Genomic DNA, 16141 nt, shown 5'->3' on the forward strand with positions numbered 1-16141 from the left:
CAATACAATATACAAGGAATAACTAGACACATAGTGGATCATGTAGAAAAAACGCCGAGTAAAGCCCATTCATTCTGCGACGCAAAGTTTATAAATAAATACTGTTACACAGCGGGTATCACAAAAACTGTTACCTTGACTCAAAACAAAACGGGAGCACCTTCCCCCGTTTTATTCTTGGTTATTGGTTGGCTGTTATCGACTCTAAAGCCTGCGAAGATTTCTGTTTAGAAAGCAATAAATAGACAGCAAACTGAACCACAACCGCCACCAGTACAATCACAGGCGAAGCCATTACCCCAGCGACAAGAAAACTTGCTAGGGCAATGGCACCATTAAGCACCGCATAAGGTAATTGAGTTCTAAAGTGTTCGTACTGCTCGCAACCAGCACCAGTCGAAGACAAGATGGTGGTTTCAGAAATTGGCGAACAGTGATCACCAAATAGACCGCCAGACAGAACCGCACCAATACACACCAACAATGGTGCATCAATCGCAACTGCAGTTGGGATAACCAACGGCATCATAATAGCGAATGTCCCCCACGACGATCCTGTTGCGAACGAAATAATACTAGCTAACAAAAATGCCACCGCTGGCAATAACCAATAAGGGAAACCAGCCTGCGCTTGTTCTGCAATGTACGCCGCTGCGCCAAGCTCCTTGCCAACCGAACTCAATGACCAAGCAAGAACCAAAATCACCGCAACGGACATCATGTTCGACATCCCTTTTAGGTAAACCTGAATGCCATCAGAGAGTTTTCTCACGCCATAAAACGCCATCAAACTAATCAAAGTAATTGCAGCAAAGAAATACGCCGACGACAGTGCTGCACGGAAAGTTGAGCCTGCTACTTTCTGAAATGGAAAGCCATGAGGAACCAATATTGAACAAAGCACCACAAGCATGACGAGAAGCGGTGCCCAAACAAAACTTGTTTTTGCATTTTTATGCTCAAACACATTCAATGAATCTTGCACTTTTCCAAAATCAGAACCCTGCTCTGCAAGCTGCTCAGCTTTCGCCATTGGTCCAAAATCCAGTTTGAAGAAAGAAACAATCGGCACAATCACGATCGCTAAAAAGGCATAAAACTGGTAAGGAATCGCACCAATAAAGGCATCCCAATCACTGATACCCACATCCAGTACAGCAAACTCTTTTTGAATCAGGCTCATAATGTAAACGCCCCAACCGATGAAAGGGATGAGGATTGCCACGGGGGATGAAGTTGAATCGATGATAAAGGCTAGCTTCTGGCGAGAGACTTTCAGTTTATCAAAAAGAGGACGAAAGACAGGACCAACAATTAACGGTGTACCAAGGTCTGAAAAGAAAATAACAACGCCGCCAAACCAAGCAGAAAGCTGTGCTTGGCATTTACTTGCAACCCACTGAGTGACCTTTTTAGCGAACGCCACGCCACCGCCAGATTTCTCCATCAAGGCAACAAAACCACCAATGAAAACCAAAAGAAGGATGACGCCCGCATTGTAACTGTCAGTCAGTTGCGGCAACAGGTAACTTTTCATCAGTGCGCTAAACGAATCGAGCGGACCTTTGTCAACGAATGTGCCTTCTAACATAGCCACACCGCTAACAACGCCAGCAAAAAGACCGACAACAACGTTTCTTGTAGTTAGCGCGAGGACTAACGTAATAATGATGGGGATGAGGGAGGTAACTTCTGCCTGTTCCATAGCAATACCAACTTTAATATTTAAACACTAAAAATGAATATACATTCAACAATCTCGCATGTATATATTTTCTAATAAAAAAGTTGAGACCTGCGTTCACACTTTTCAGGCATAAAAAAACCAGCCCGAAGGCTGGTTTTTAATTTGGTATATCTAACAGGAAATTATTCCCATTCGATTGTCGCTGGTGGCTTACCAGAAATGTCGTAAACCACGCGAGAAATACCGTCAACTTCGTTGATGATACGGTTAGAAACCTTACCTAGGAAGTCGTATGGTAGGTGTGCCCAATGCGCAGTCATAAAGTCGATAGTTTCTACCGCACGTAGAGATACAACCCAATCGTACTTACGACCATCACCCATTACACCTACAGAGCGAACTGGTAAGAATACCGTGAACGCTTGAGATACTTTGTTGTATAGGTCTGCAGCGTGTAGCTCTTCAATGAAGATAGCGTCTGCACGACGTAGCAAGTCACAGTACTCTTTCTTGATTTCACCAAGAACACGAACACCTAGACCAGGACCCGGGAATGGGTGGCGGTAAAGCATGTTGTACGGAAGACCAAGCTCTAGACCGATCTTACGAACTTCATCTTTAAACAGCTCACGTAGTGGCTCAACAAGACCCATTTCCATGTCATCTGGAAGACCGCCCACGTTGTGATGTGATTTGATCACGTGCGCTTTACCAGTCTTAGATGCAGCAGATTCGATAACGTCTGGGTAAATCGTACCTTGAGCTAGCCATTTCGCGTTTTTCAGCTTCTTAGACTCTTCATCAAATACGTCTACGAATACGTGACCGATTGTCTTACGCTTCTCTTCTGGATCCGATTTGCCTTCAAGTGCTTTTAGGAAACGTTCTTCAGCGTCAACTTTGATGATGTTCAAACCAAATTGGTCGCCGAACATATCCATTACTTGTTGACCTTCGTTTAGACGAAGAAGACCGTTATCTACGAATACACACGTTAGCTTGTCGCCGATTGCACGGTGAACTAGCATCGCTACTACCGATGAATCAACACCACCAGATAGACCTAGGATAACTTCGTCGTCACCCACTTGCTCTTTAATACGAGCAACCGCGTCTTCGATGATAGATTCAGAAGTCCATAGACGCTCACAGCCACATACGCCAAGAACAAAGTTCTCTAGCATTTGTAGACCGCCTTTCGTGTGCGTTACTTCTGGGTGGAACTGAACACCGTAGTACTTCTTCTCTTCGTTCGCCATCGCAGCGTACGGACATGTGTCTGTCTCACCAACTTTCACGAAGTCAGCAGGAATTTCTACTACTTTGTCACCGTGGCTCATCCACACGTCTTGAGTTAGCTCAAGATCTTTAAATAGTGCAGATTCACCAGAAACTTTAACTTGTGCGTAGCCAAATTCACGTTCTGTAGAACCCGCTACTTTACCACCTAGCTGCTCAGCCATAGTTTGCATGCCGTAACATACACCTAATACTGGCACACCAGAGTCAAATACATATTGAGGAGCGCGTGGAGAGTTATCTTCCGTTACGCTTTCTGGACCACCAGAGAGGATAATACCGTCTGGATTGAATTCACGAATATCCGCTTCTTCAACGTCCCAGCTCCACAGTTCACAGTAAACACCGATTTCACGTACACGGCGCGCTACTAGCTGAGTGTACTGAGAACCGAAGTCCAAGATCAGAATACGTTGGTCATGAATATTTTTAGTCATTTTGAGCAGTCTTATAAGCTAGGTTATTAAAACGGAGGCGAGTGTACTCGCCTCTTATTAATGCTTCAAGGAAAAAAGCAAACGTTTACGTCGAGTGTGTAGGTTTTATTTTTACAACAGTAAAAATTAACCGCGACGGTAGTTTGGAGCTTCCTTAGTGATTTGAACGTCGTGTACGTGTGATTCAGCCATGCCCGCACCTGAGATACGAACAAATTCAGCTTTAGTACGCATATCTTCAATCGTTGCAGAGCCAGTAAGACCCATGCTTGAACGTAGACCACCCATTTGCTGGTGTACGATTTCTTTTAGACGACCTTTGTATGCGATACGACCTTCGATACCTTCTGGTACTAGCTTGTCTGCTGCATTGTCAGACTGGAAGTAACGGTCAGATGAACCTTGAGACATCGCACCAAGAGACCCCATACCACGGTAAGACTTGTAAGAACGACCGTTGTAAAGAATCACTTCACCCGGTGCTTCTTCTGTACCTGCGAACATTGAACCAACCATCACACATGATGCGCCAGCTACGATTGCTTTACAGATGTCACCAGAGAAACGGATACCGCCGTCAGCGATAACTGGGATACCGAATGAGTTCGCCACTTCTGCTGCGTCTGCGATTGCTGTTACTTGAGGAACACCAACGCCCGTTACGATACGAGTAGTACAGATTGAACCAGGACCGATACCCACTTTCACAGCGCTAACGCCCGCTTCGATAAGTGCTTTAGCACCAGCACCTGTCGCAACGTTACCGCCGATGATGTCTAGATCTGGGTAAGCTGCGCGAGTTTCGCGGATACGGTTTAGTACACCTTCAGAGTGACCGTGTGAAGAGTCGATAAGTAGAACGTCAACGCCCGCTTCAACTAGAGCAGCAACACGCTCTTCGTTACCAGCGCCAGCACCAACGGCTGCGCCAACACGTAGACGACCGCGCTCATCTTTACATGCGTTTGGTTTACGTTCTGCTTTGTGGAAGTCTTTCGCAGTGATCATACCGGTTAGTTGGAACTCATCGTTCACAACCAATACTTTCTCAACGCGTGCTTCGTGCATCTTCTCTTGCACTTCTTCACGTGTTGCACCTTCTTTTACTGCTGCAAGGTTTTCTTTTGCTGTCATTACTGAAGACACTTTCTTAGAAAGGTCAGTAACAAAGCGCACATCACGACCAGTGATAATGCCTACAAGCTCGTTGTTCTCTGTGATTACAGGGAAACCAGCGAAGCCGTGTTTTTCAGTCAGTGCAACCACGTCAGCGATAGTCGCTTCAGGGCTAACAGTTACTGGATCAGAAACGACACCAGCTTCAAACTTCTTAACTTTACGAACTTCAGCAGCTTGCTGCTCAATAGACATGTTTTTGTGGATAAAGCCAATGCCACCCTCTTGCGCTAGCGCGATAGCTAGACGAGCTTCTGTAACAGTGTCCATAGACGCTGAAATCATTGGGATGTTTAGGGTGATGTTCTTAGTCAACTGAGTGCGAAGATCAGCTGTGTTTGGGAGAACGGTGGAGTGAGCTGGCACGAGTAGTACGTCATCGAATGTCAGCGCTTCTTTGGCAATTCTTAGCATTTGCAATATCTCACAATTAGAGGAGTAAAAAGACAATCCAATCTCATCGTTTCGCATAATGAGGGTAACCAGTTTTAGGTTGTTGGCTACATTTGGATTAGATATTGCGGAGGGATTATACGGTTAACGCAATCGCTTGACCACAAATTTTTTAATTTTTTTCTTGCAATTACCCCCTTGATATGTATTATATTGCCGCTAATTTCCATACTCACGTCTACGGAATTAGCTGTGCTCTCCCAGACCAATCAAAACATCTTCACTGTTTCTCGTCTCAATGCCGAAGTGCGTCTGCTGCTCGAAAACGAAATGGGGATCGTCTGGCTTGTCGGAGAGATATCCAACTTTTCAGCTCCCGTCTCTGGTCACTGGTACCTCACTCTTAAAGATTCTCGCGCTCAAGTTAAATGTGCCATGTTCCGTGGTAACAATCGTCGCGTCACTTTCAAACCTGCTAACGGCAATCAAGTATTAGTTAAAGCACGTCTGTCTCTGTACGAGCCTCGTGGTGACTATCAATTGATCATTGAGAGCATGCAGCCTGAAGGTGATGGTCGTCTGCAACAAGAGTTCGAAGCACTTAAGATGAAATTGGCAGCAGAAGGTTTGTTTGCTCAAACCAATAAGCAGCCTTTACCTGAGCACCCAAAACGCGTTGGTGTGATCACCTCAAAAACCGGTGCAGCACTGTACGACATCTTAGACGTATTGAAACGTCGTGATCCTTCCCTACCCGTGGTGGTTTACCCAACCATGGTGCAAGGTGAAGAAGCCGCGATTCAAATTGCGCAGGCAATCGGCCGTGCAAACAGTCGTGACGAATGTGATGTATTGATTGTTGGTCGTGGTGGCGGTTCGTTAGAAGACCTTTGGTGCTTTAACAACGAAATCCTTGCTCGCACTATTGCTGCAAGCCAAATTCCGATCATCAGTGCAGTTGGTCATGAGGTTGATGTGACAATTGCTGACTTTGTAGCGGACATGCGAGCGCCGACTCCATCAGCCGCGGCTGAATTGGTAAGCCGCGATAACAGCCACAAAGATCAAGCTTTGGTGACTCGCCAACATAAGCTAGCCAGTGCAATGCGTTACTACCTAGCGCAACAAAAACAGCAATCGGCTCAACTGATGCACCGTTTAGAGCGCCAGCATCCAAGCTATCAATTGCAGCGTCAGACGCAACAACTTGATGAGTTGGACATGCGCCTACAACGCGCAATGCAACGATTTATCACGACACGCCAACAAGCGGTAGAACGCAAACATCATCGCCTACAACTGAACTCACCAGTAAAACATTTGGCTGAGCAGAAGTCGAAGCTTGACCGCGTTGAGCAAAAGCTAATGGACGCAATGGATCGCAAGTTACTGACTATGCGTCACCAACTGGCAATCGCGGCAGAGAAGCTAGATACGGTAAGCCCACTGGCAACACTAAAACGTGGCTACTCAATTACTCAGACTGAGCAAGGTCAGGTTGTTACCCAAGCAAAGGATGTAAAAACGGGCGACGTTTTAGTCACCCGCTTATCTGATGGTGAGCTTCGCTCAACGGTTAATTAACTGACTTTTTGAAATTCAAATCGAACACGTGATTTCGATTTGAGTTCATTACAACTATTGCAGAAATAGTTTGCCGCACCACAAGCCTGTAGTTTTTCTAACTCCGCATCGCAATCTGGGCAAAACCCTACCTTCTTATAATCTGAGTCGCACTGATTACAGTGATATTGCCCAGTCCATTCCAGTTCTACGTTGCAAGTTGGGCAAATATTTGGTTGCATAACTTCCTCTAAATAACTTCAATTCACTGACTTACAGTCTAATCATAAGCCAGCTTAACGCCTTGATCTTTATCACGCTCGCTTAGCACGCTTGTTCTGATACATAGCAACATCAGCTTGTTGAATAAGCTGCTGCAACACTGCACGCTCACTAGCTGTACTACAAGAAGCGCCAATGCTGGCTTTGACTTGATATTCTTCTAATTGGTAAATCTGATTAAGCTCATCCGCTAAACGAGAAACAAAGTGAAAGTAGGTCTGCTCATCTGGGAAACAACAAAAACCGACAAATTCATCACCACCGTAACGTCCGATCACCGAGCAAGAGCGAAAAGCTTGTTTTAAATGTTCAGCTACTAGTACTAAAACTTGATCACCAGTCTCATGACCAAATCGGTCATTAATATACTTAAACTCATCAATATCAACGAAGAAACAGGCGACTAAGGCATTACGACCACATTTACCGTTTATTTTCCGGTCAACTTCTGACAACAAAGCACGACGGTTAAAGCAGTGCGTGAGAGGATCTCGACTGGCATGAAAATGAAGCTGTTCTTCTAAACGGTATTTCTCTAGCGCAACGGCATACAAGGCAGCTAGCATTTCGAGCACTTCAAGTTCATAAGGGTGAGGTTTGGAAGGGACGTTACTGTAAATAGCAAATGTACCCAGAACATGACCATCCGATGCAATAATCGGCACTGACCAGCACGCATGAAGTTGGGCTTGTTGAGTGAGTTTAAGAAAAGGTGCCCAGTTAACATGATGATCGATATCGCTAACAACCACAGTTTGTTTTAAGAATGCAGCAGCACCACAAGACCCGACCTTTGGTCCAATGGGGACTCCTTCAATAGCTTGGTTGTAGAAATCAGGTAAATGCGGAGCAAATTCCAAGTGCAATGTATTGGTATCGGGGTGCAATCGAAGTATGGAAGCTTGCCTCTTACCGAATAGGTGTTCACTTAACTTAATAACCTCATTGTTGAGGCTATCGCGTTCCATTCCCAGAGCAAGCTTACCTAAAAGACGATTGACTGCTCGGTGAGCATCTAACAGTCTATCTTTATCCATAATGGCGTAATCATATCGTTATTATGTTTATTAACCTGAAATATAATAAATCTATTAATATGACACAGGTAACTAACTCACATTATGCGAACGCGGCACTATAAAAGATCGCATGCTGATCATCGGATATTACCCTTTTGATCAGCGATCACCCCTTAAAAGAATATTTATATAACCACATACCGAAAGCATAAGTTACATATTCTGTCTTTCAATTTAAAACAGAACTTAAAACCACACTCCCGAGAAAGCAAACAAATAAACAGAATATAATAAAAAGATCAAAAAGCTAAATTAGCGAATTACATCGGTGTGCATTTCGATGGTTTGTGAGTCTATCTCCACCAGTGTTACTTGGATGGAACCAAAGTCATTCAAATGGCTCGCATGCGTTCCCCCACAAGGGATGACAGCGATTTCACCTTCGCCTAAATCACACTGCCAGTAACGTGAATCAGTAAGGTGTTCACCATGGCAATCGATGGTGATCGCAACGTCCCTTTTTAGCCAATCTCTCAACAGAACATTCACCTGTTGTTCGATGCTTTTTAGGTCAGACAGCATATCTGCACTGTTTAACCCCCTTTTACGGAGTGTTTTACCTAAACGATAGGTATCCAAACATTTATCTGAGGTAACAAAGCTGGTCTCTTGGGCATAGCTGTTGAAGTCATAATTACCATGTGGGTCTTTACGATCTGCATCTTTTCGCCAATAGTTTTGTGCAAGTACCTTGTTGAGCGCAAGGTATGCGATGTGCCCAGCACTATGACCACGACTCAGTGACAGTTGGTATTCCTTATCTACTTCTAGTAATGCAGCATCACCAACGGCAACAGCTTCTGTACGTGGCAACACATGTACCACAACAAACACCCACCCTTCCGTATCACGTTTTACCGGAATTTCAGTACCGACGAACAACTTCCCACTCGCAAGTTCTACCGCACCAACTTGGCAATCGACCACTTCAAAGCTCATGCCCTTAATAGTTAGTGTGCCTTTGTCAGCGGGATGATCTGGCCAAATGTGGCTGACAGGATGAAAAGGGGTCTCCTCAGTAACAACGTAAGTGACTTCTTCAGTTGAGTGAGAAAGTTGTACTGGTGCTTCCAGTTGCCAAGTTTGATGACAGAAGCGAGTTTTGGTAGCTGTGATCGTCATGTTAGTCATACTTCTAATGCATTGGTTCGAGCAAAAATCTGCTTATAAAAAAATACCCAAGTCGAAACTTGGGTATTCAGAAAATCTTAGCGATTACTTGTTGCGGTTTTTCACCGCAGACATCATACGCTTGCGCTTACGTTCTTGAGACAGCGTTAGCTTGTTTGTACGGTTTTCGTACGGGTTATCGCTGTTCTGGAAGTTAATACGGATTGGTGTACCCATGATTTCCAGAGACTTACGGAAGTAGTTCATCAAGTAACGTTTGTATGAATCTGGTAGATCGCGAACCATATTACCGTGAATAACCACGATTGGTGGGTTGTAACCACCCGCGTGCGCATATTTCAGTTTGATACGGCGACCACGAACCATTGGCGGTTGGTGATCGTCTGTTGCCATCTTCATGATACGAGTTAGAACAGAAGTACCAACGCGTGTCGTTGCTGACTTGTACGCTTCTTGAATCGATTCGAACAAGTGACCAACGCCTGTACCGTGAAGCGCAGAGATAAAGTGAATACGTGCAAAATCAACGAAACCTAAACGGCGGTCGAGTTCTTTCTTCACGTTCTCTTTCACTTCGTTATCTAGACCATCCCACTTGTTCACGGCTAGTACGATTGAACGACCTGCGTTCAATGCAAAGCCAAGTAGACTCAAGTCTTGATCAGAAATGTTTTCGCGCGCGTCGATAACCAATAGAACCACGTTTGCGTCTTCTACGGCTTTCAGTGTTTTAACAACAGAGAACTTCTCTACTGTTTCGTTGATACGACCACGACGACGTACGCCTGCAGTATCGATCAACACGTATTCACGACCATCACGTTCCATTGGGATATAGATAGAGTCACGAGTGGTGCCTGGCATGTCGTATACCACAACGCGCTCTTCACCAAGAATACGGTTTGTTAGTGTTGATTTACCAACGTTAGGACGACCAATGATTGCCAATTTGATTGGCTGGTCTTGCAAACGTTTGAACTCCGCTTCAGCATCTTCTTCGGTGTAATCTTCAATCGCTAGCTCTTCATCTTCGAATTCAGTCAGATCTTCAATCTCACCTTCTTCAGATTCGCTTGCTAGAAGATCATCGAAAAATGGCGCTAACGCTCGTTCCAACAATGCTGTCACACCACGACCGTGTGCCGCAGCGATTTGGTACATGTCATCAACACCAAGTTGCCAGAAATCGGCACAAGCAGCATCAGCATCAATACCATCGATCTTGTTTACTACCAGCATTGCTGGTTTTTCGATTTTACGCAGATGCGCGGCAATCGCTTCATCCGATGGTGTTAATCCAGCACGACCGTCAACAAGGAATAGCACTACGTCAGCTTCATCAATCGCTGCTAACGATTGTTCCGCCATCTTTGTTTCTACACCTTCTTCCGTGCCATCAATACCGCCGGTATCAATAACGATGAATTCATGTTCTTCGCCAAGGCGAGCTTGGCCATATTTACGGTCTCGCGTTAGGCCAGGGAAGTCCGCAACCAACGCATCACGCGTACGTGTCAATCGGTTAAATAGTGTAGATTTACCTACGTTCGGACGCCCCACAAGAGCAACAACAGGTACCATAACAACCTCTACAATAATCTTTCTTCTGTAGTTATAGGTAACGACTTGCTTGATGCCAAATCAAACCAGCTTTTTACCTATAACCACGTCAGGAATAACGGTTAATAAATAAAAATTTCAAACAACAAAACGGCTCCTAACTGTTACCAGCCAGGAGCCGAATGTGAATTATATCACGATATTATTCGTTGATGGTTAGTTTCTTTACATCGCCATTGCGAGTTGTAATCACGTAACCATCAGACAATAGTGTCGGACCAACAGCAAAACCACTGTCATCGACATATTGTTGTGCAACGAATTCGCCAGTCGAACGATCCATCCAGTGTAGGTAACCTAATGTGTCGCCTACCACTAGATAGTTATCAACAATCACTGGAGCAGTAAGCTGGCGGTATTCCAACTTGCTGTTTTCCCAAAGCTCTGTACCGCTGCGTGCATCTACTGCAACTACGTGATCTTTTTCTGTGATCACGAAGATACGGCTACCGTCTGTAGCAATATCAGTTGCTGACGAGTAGTTACGCTTCCAAATTGGATTTGCAGAACGTAAGTCGATTGCAATAAGTTGACCGTTGTAACCAACAGTGAAAAGAGTGCCGCCCAGTACAATCGGTGAAGAATCAACGTCTACAAGACGATCGATTTCCGTAGCACCTTTTGGAGTACCTACTGGTTGTTGCCAGATCAATTGACCACGTTCAACAATTGCCGCAGCTAGTCGACCGTTTGCTGTCCCCCAGAATACACCACCACCAATAGCCGTTGGCGTGCTATCGCCACGCAGCGTTAGGTTTGGAACTTCTGTGCTCAGCGCCCAGCGTTGCTCACCAGTACTTTCATCCAAAGCAATCAAAGTGCCTCGGCTAGTATTTACAATGATCAAACCAGAGTCAGCGACGGGTTTCGCTAACACCTCACCACCTACTTCGATACGCCAGATGATGTCACCGGTTTCTTGGTCAAGTGCAATCACTTCACCATTTTCAGAACCAATGTAAAGGTGTTCATACGCAGCTGTGATACCACCAGAAAGGCGTGCAATCACACCTTCTTCTAGATCAGTTTGCCATTTGAGCTTACCGTTTTCTGGATCTAATGCTTTGACTAGACCATCACGACTTGCAACAAACAATGTGTCGTTAGCAACAACAGGAGACAGCTTCGAGAAATAATGACCTACGCCACCACCAATCGACGTTGACCATTCCGCACTTGGCGTAAACTGACTGTCTACCTGAGGCAATGGAGCCATGACAATGGTGTCTTCCTCGCCAGCACAACCAGCCAGAATTCCCACTGTTAATGCCCCTAACAAGGCTTTCTTAAAGACTCTTTTCATCCAATGCGGTCCTTATTTCGCCAGGTCGTCCAATTTCATTTGTAGTGCAGGGCTAGCATCTGCAGCTTGTTGAGCTTCAGTGTATGCTGTGTATGCTGCCTCTTTGTCACCTTGACGAAGAGCGATATCACCACGAAGTTCTGCAATACGACCCGTCCATGCAGCGTCAGTTACTTTGCCTAGTTCTGCATTTGCAGCGTCAAAGTTACCCATTTCTGCTTCAATACGCGCAATACGGTAGCTGATAAGTGGAGTTAGCGCGGCATCTTTAGTGTTGCTTTGAGCCCACTTAAGTTGCTCAAGTGCAGTTGAAAGATCTTTGGCATCTACTTGTACTTTTGCTAGCTGGAGCGCAGCAAGTACTGAGTATTCTTTAACTTTGTTTGAGTCGATGAACGCTTGAATATCTGCTTGTGCGTCTGCACCTTTGGTTTGCAGGGCGTTCATTACTGTTGTGTAGCTTTGAGAAGCTGCTTCACTCGCCTGAATCACAGAATCCTGGTAGTAACGCCAGCCAAATAGACCACCTAAACCAACAACCGCACCGATGATGACGGCTTTGCCGTTTTCCTTCCACCAGTCTTTAATGGCTTCAACTTGTTGTTCTTCAGTATCGTAAAGTTCCACTTCCTGTCCTCTTAAAACATGTAAATGACAGCGAGGCTGCCATTGTTCCTATTTCGTCGAAAGGCTCCTATCTTGGGAGCCTTACTATTACGAATTAGGATTTTAATCTTTAGCTTATTAAAAGACTTAAATCAGTGCTGCGATCTTCTCAGCAACTTCTGTTTGGTTGTAAGTCTCTTGCTCACCACCCACCAAGTCTTTTAGTACTACGGTGTTTTCTGCAACTTCGTTTTCGCCCAGAACCAATGCTACTACAGCACCGACTTTATCTGCGCGCTTAAACTGTTTCTTGAAGTTACCACCACCGAAGTGACTCATCACACGAACGCCTGGAATAGCTTCACGAAGCTGTTCTGCTAGCTTCATACCAACCATCATTGTGCCTTCGCCTGCTGTCACAACGTAAACATCTACACTGCGACGAACGTCTGTTAGCTCTAGCGTTTCTAGCATCAGTACAAGGCGCTCTAGACCCATGGCAAAGCCAACGGCAGGTGTTGCACTGCCACCCAATTGTTCTACAAGACCATCGTAACGACCACCGCCACATACTGTACCTTGAGCACCTAGGCTCTCAGTGATCCATTCAAATACCGTGCGGTTGTAGTAATCCAGACCACGAACTAGACGCTCGTTAACTGTGTATTCGATACCTGCAGCGTCTAAAAGTTCACATAGACCTGCGAAGTGTGCTTTAGATTCTTCACCTAAGTACTCAGAAAGGCGAGGTGCATCACCTAAAATAGCCTGAACATCAGGGTTCTTCGTATCCAGAACTCGCAGTGGGTTCGTGTGCATGCGACGCTTACAATCTTCGTCTAGCACATCGATATGTTGCTCAAGGAATGCAACCAGTGCCGTGCGGTAGTCTGCGCGATCTTCTTGAGAACCGATAGAGTTAAGCTCAAGACGAACATGCTCATTGATACCCAGCTCACGCCATAGACGTGCAGTCATCATGATAAGCTCAGCATCAACGTCTGGACCATTGAGACCGAACACCTCAACACCACACTGGTGGAATTGACGGTAACGACCTTTCTGCGGACGCTCATGGCGGAACATAGGTCCCATGTACCACAGACGTTGTTCGTCACGGTTGATCAGACTGTTTTGAATACATGCACGCACACAACCCGCCGTACCTTCAGGGCGAAGTGTTAGGCTGTCTCCGTTACGATCATCAAAAGTGTACATTTCTTTTGAAACGACATCAGTCTCTTCACCAACCGCACGGCTGAATAGGTTTGTTTCTTCAACGATTGGCATGCGCACTTCGTTATAGCCGTATGCGCTCACAGTACTTTTTACTGCGTTTTCAAGTTTTTGCCACAGCGGAGACTGAGTTGGAAGGCAATCGTTCATGCCTCGGATTGCTTGGATTTTCTTTGCCACAATTATTACCGTCGCTTAGTAACCCGAGCACACTTAGTGTGCTCAAGCTATGAGATTAATCTTCTTGTTTGATATCGATGCGGTTAGCTTGATCTAATACAGATGCTTTCGCACGGATTTTCGCTTCTAGCTGATTCACTAGATCATCGTTGTCAAAACGCTCTTTCTGACGTTTTCCGTCTTCGTAGAATGCGCTCTTCTTGTTGCTGCCTGCCAGACCTAGGTGTGAAACCTCAGCTTCACCTGGGCCGTTTACGACACAGCCGATGATAGACACATCCATAGGTGTGATGATGTCTTCTAGGCGCTCTTCCAATGCGTTTACTGTGTTAATCACGTCGAATTCCTGACGTGAGCAGCTTGGACAGGCAATAAAGTTGATACCACGTGAGCGAATACGCAGAGACTTAAGAATATCAAAGCCAACTTTGATCTCTTCTACCGGATCTGCCGCCAACGAGATACGTAGCGTATCACCGATGCCTTCAGCTAAAAGCATACCAAGACCAACCGATGACTTCACAGCACCAGCTCTTGCACCACCAGCTTCGGTGATACCGAGGTGTAGTGGCTGGTCAATCTGCTTTGCCAATAGGCGGTATGAATCCACCGCTAGGAATACATCCGACGCTTTCACACTAACTTTGAACTGGTCAAAGTTAAGGCGGTCTAGATGATCCACATGACGCATCGCCGATTCCACCAATGCTTCTGGCGTTGGCTCACCGTATTTCATCTGCAGATCTTTTTCTAAAGAGCCACCGTTGACGCCAATACGGATTGGGATGTTTTTGTCACGGGCACAATCAACAACCGAACGAATACGCTCTTCGTTGCCAATGTTACCTGGGTTAATGCGCAAACAGTCAACACCGTACTCTGCCACTTTCAGTGCAATACGGTAGTCGAAGTGGATGTCCGCAACGAGCGGCACTGACACTTGCTGTTTGATAAGCTTAAAGGCTTCCGCCGCATCCATGGTAGGAACAGAAACACGTACAATGTCTGCACCCACTTTTTCTAATGCTCGGATTTGTGCGACTGTGGCTTCCACATCAGTCGTGCGAGTGTTTGTCATTGACTGTACAGCAATTGGTGCACCATCACCAATTGGCACATCACCCACATAAATACGCGTCGATTTACGACGAATAATTGGAGATTCGTGTTGCATAATATTTATAACGGTAAAGTGAATCTAGCTACTTTGCCTGAAGTATACCCAGAAAGGTCGACAGGTTCACTTGCAAATGTCATTGTTACGCCTTCAGGTGCGCCTAATATCACTTTAAACGGTGCTTTTCCGGCAAGTTCTACATCTTGACCCGGTTTACGAGTACCACTTACCAGTGTTTTGCCGTTTGCGTCTTTAACTTGAATCCAGCAATCAGCTTTAAATTTCATAGTCAGTAACGTCATGCCTTCTGGAATAACTGGAGTTACTGGCTCTTCTGCCGCTTGAGCATCTTCGATAACCGCAACAGGCTCTTGAGCGGTTTCCTCAACAGCTTCAGCTGTCGGAGTTACTGTTGACTCAGCCATCCCCTCATCAGTCGCGCTCATTGTCGTATCAGCTTCAGAAACAACCGCTGGCGCAGCAGATACAGGAGCAATTTCAGCTGGAGTGCTTGCGATTAGCTCATCTGCGCTCATCTGATCGATATCAGCATCATTGGCAACATGTTCTGTTTCTGCCGTTTCAGAACTCAACTGTGCAAGGCTATTCTCTTGTTGGTTTTGCCACCACCATGCCGCGGAGATACCGGTAATCACGATCGCGATGGCCCAAGTCAGCAACATAATTCGGCTGTTGTGTTTCTCGTGCTTGGTTTTACGAGAGAAGCTTTGCATCTCTGTTTCTTGCGGCTTCACATGAACTTCAGATGTTTGCTCTAAAGCTGCCAAAACAATCTTTTCATCAAGACCAACAAGCTTTGCATACGAACGCAAATAGCCACGCGTGAATGTCGTGACCTGTTGTTCTTCAAATCGATTGTTTTCAATGTCTTCAATAACAGAAACGCGAAGTCTAAGGCGATCAGCAACGTGCTTCTGAGTCATGCCTAGAGATTCGCGTTTGTTTTTTAGTATTGTGCCTGCTTCCATAGAAAGCGGCACTTCATTAGTCTTTTCGTGTTCTGTCATAATG

The 16141-nt window shown here is 45.5% G+C and carries 13 protein-coding genes; 1 reads left to right on the forward strand and 12 read right to left on the reverse strand.

Annotation, left to right across the window (positions count from 1 at the left end):
* Positions 1–181: 181 nt before the first annotated feature.
* The 3 genes from QMY49_RS11760 to guaB all read right to left on the reverse strand — a co-directional run bounded on the left by QMY49_RS11760 (position 182) and on the right by guaB (position 5013).
* Positions 182–1705, reverse strand: coding sequence for a Na+/H+ antiporter NhaC family protein (locus QMY49_RS11760; RefSeq protein WP_283311629.1), 1524 nt, complete (start codon positions 1703–1705; stop codon positions 182–184).
* A gap of 164 nt (positions 1706–1869) precedes the next feature.
* Complete coding sequence (gene guaA, locus QMY49_RS11765; protein WP_005447693.1) at positions 1870–3423, reverse strand: glutamine-hydrolyzing GMP synthase; 1554 nt, start codon at positions 3421–3423, stop codon at positions 1870–1872.
* Positions 3424–3549: 126 nt separating this feature from the next.
* A complete protein-coding gene (guaB, locus tag QMY49_RS11770) occupies positions 3550–5013 on the reverse strand; it encodes an IMP dehydrogenase (RefSeq protein WP_005447694.1) in 1464 nt (487 codons plus the stop codon).
* Between the two features lie 231 nt (positions 5014–5244).
* On the opposite strand from guaB, the gene xseA reads away from it, so the two are divergent.
* Positions 5245–6576 carry an exodeoxyribonuclease VII large subunit gene (gene xseA / locus QMY49_RS11775; protein WP_005447695.1) on the forward strand — a complete coding sequence of 444 codons (1332 nt, stop codon included), beginning with the start codon at positions 5245–5247 and terminating at the stop codon, positions 6574–6576.
* On the opposite strand, the gene QMY49_RS11780 is transcribed toward xseA, so the two are convergent.
* The 9 genes from QMY49_RS11780 to rodZ all read right to left on the reverse strand — a co-directional run bounded on the left by QMY49_RS11780 (position 6573) and on the right by rodZ (position 16137).
* Positions 6573–6797 (reverse strand): zinc ribbon domain-containing protein, encoded by a 225-nt coding sequence (locus QMY49_RS11780; protein ID WP_074051091.1) that lies wholly within the window; start codon positions 6795–6797, stop codon positions 6573–6575. The two genes, xseA and QMY49_RS11780, sit on opposite strands and share 4 nt — an antisense overlap.
* A gap of 72 nt (positions 6798–6869) precedes the next feature.
* On the reverse strand, positions 6870–7874 hold the full coding sequence (locus QMY49_RS11785; RefSeq protein WP_005447698.1) for a GGDEF domain-containing protein: 1005 nt from the start codon (positions 7872–7874) through the stop codon (positions 6870–6872).
* Positions 7875–8168: 294 nt separating this feature from the next.
* Complete coding sequence (locus QMY49_RS11790; RefSeq protein ID WP_009697677.1) at positions 8169–9038, reverse strand: alanyl-tRNA editing protein; 870 nt, start codon at positions 9036–9038, stop codon at positions 8169–8171.
* Between the two features lie 93 nt (positions 9039–9131).
* A complete protein-coding gene (gene der / locus QMY49_RS11795) occupies positions 9132–10628 on the reverse strand; it encodes a ribosome biogenesis GTPase Der (RefSeq protein WP_009697676.1) in 1497 nt (498 codons plus the stop codon).
* Between the two features lie 181 nt (positions 10629–10809).
* Positions 10810–11970 (reverse strand): outer membrane protein assembly factor BamB, encoded by a 1161-nt coding sequence (gene bamB, locus QMY49_RS11800; RefSeq protein WP_283311637.1) that lies wholly within the window; start codon positions 11968–11970, stop codon positions 10810–10812.
* A 12-nt stretch (positions 11971–11982) separates the two neighbouring features.
* Positions 11983–12597: a YfgM family protein gene (locus tag QMY49_RS11805; RefSeq protein ID WP_283311639.1), complete on the reverse strand. Its 615-nt coding sequence runs from the start codon at positions 12595–12597 to the stop codon at positions 11983–11985.
* A gap of 126 nt (positions 12598–12723) precedes the next feature.
* On the reverse strand, positions 12724–13992 hold the full coding sequence (gene hisS / locus QMY49_RS11810) for a histidine--tRNA ligase (RefSeq protein ID WP_005447704.1): 1269 nt from the start codon (positions 13990–13992) through the stop codon (positions 12724–12726).
* A gap of 55 nt (positions 13993–14047) precedes the next feature.
* The gene (gene ispG, locus QMY49_RS11815) at positions 14048–15166 is read right to left on the reverse strand and encodes a flavodoxin-dependent (E)-4-hydroxy-3-methylbut-2-enyl-diphosphate synthase (protein WP_005424674.1); all 1119 of its coding nucleotides are present in this window, start codon (positions 15164–15166) and stop codon (positions 14048–14050) included.
* 5 nt (positions 15167–15171) lie between these two features.
* On the reverse strand, positions 15172–16137 hold the full coding sequence (gene rodZ / locus QMY49_RS11820; RefSeq protein WP_017188502.1) for a cytoskeleton protein RodZ: 966 nt from the start codon (positions 16135–16137) through the stop codon (positions 15172–15174).
* Positions 16138–16141: the final 4 nt, after the last annotated feature.

The sequence above is a fragment of the Vibrio harveyi genome (assembly GCF_030060435.1).
In the GTDB taxonomy this organism is placed as follows: domain Bacteria; phylum Pseudomonadota; class Gammaproteobacteria; order Enterobacterales; family Vibrionaceae; genus Vibrio; species Vibrio harveyi.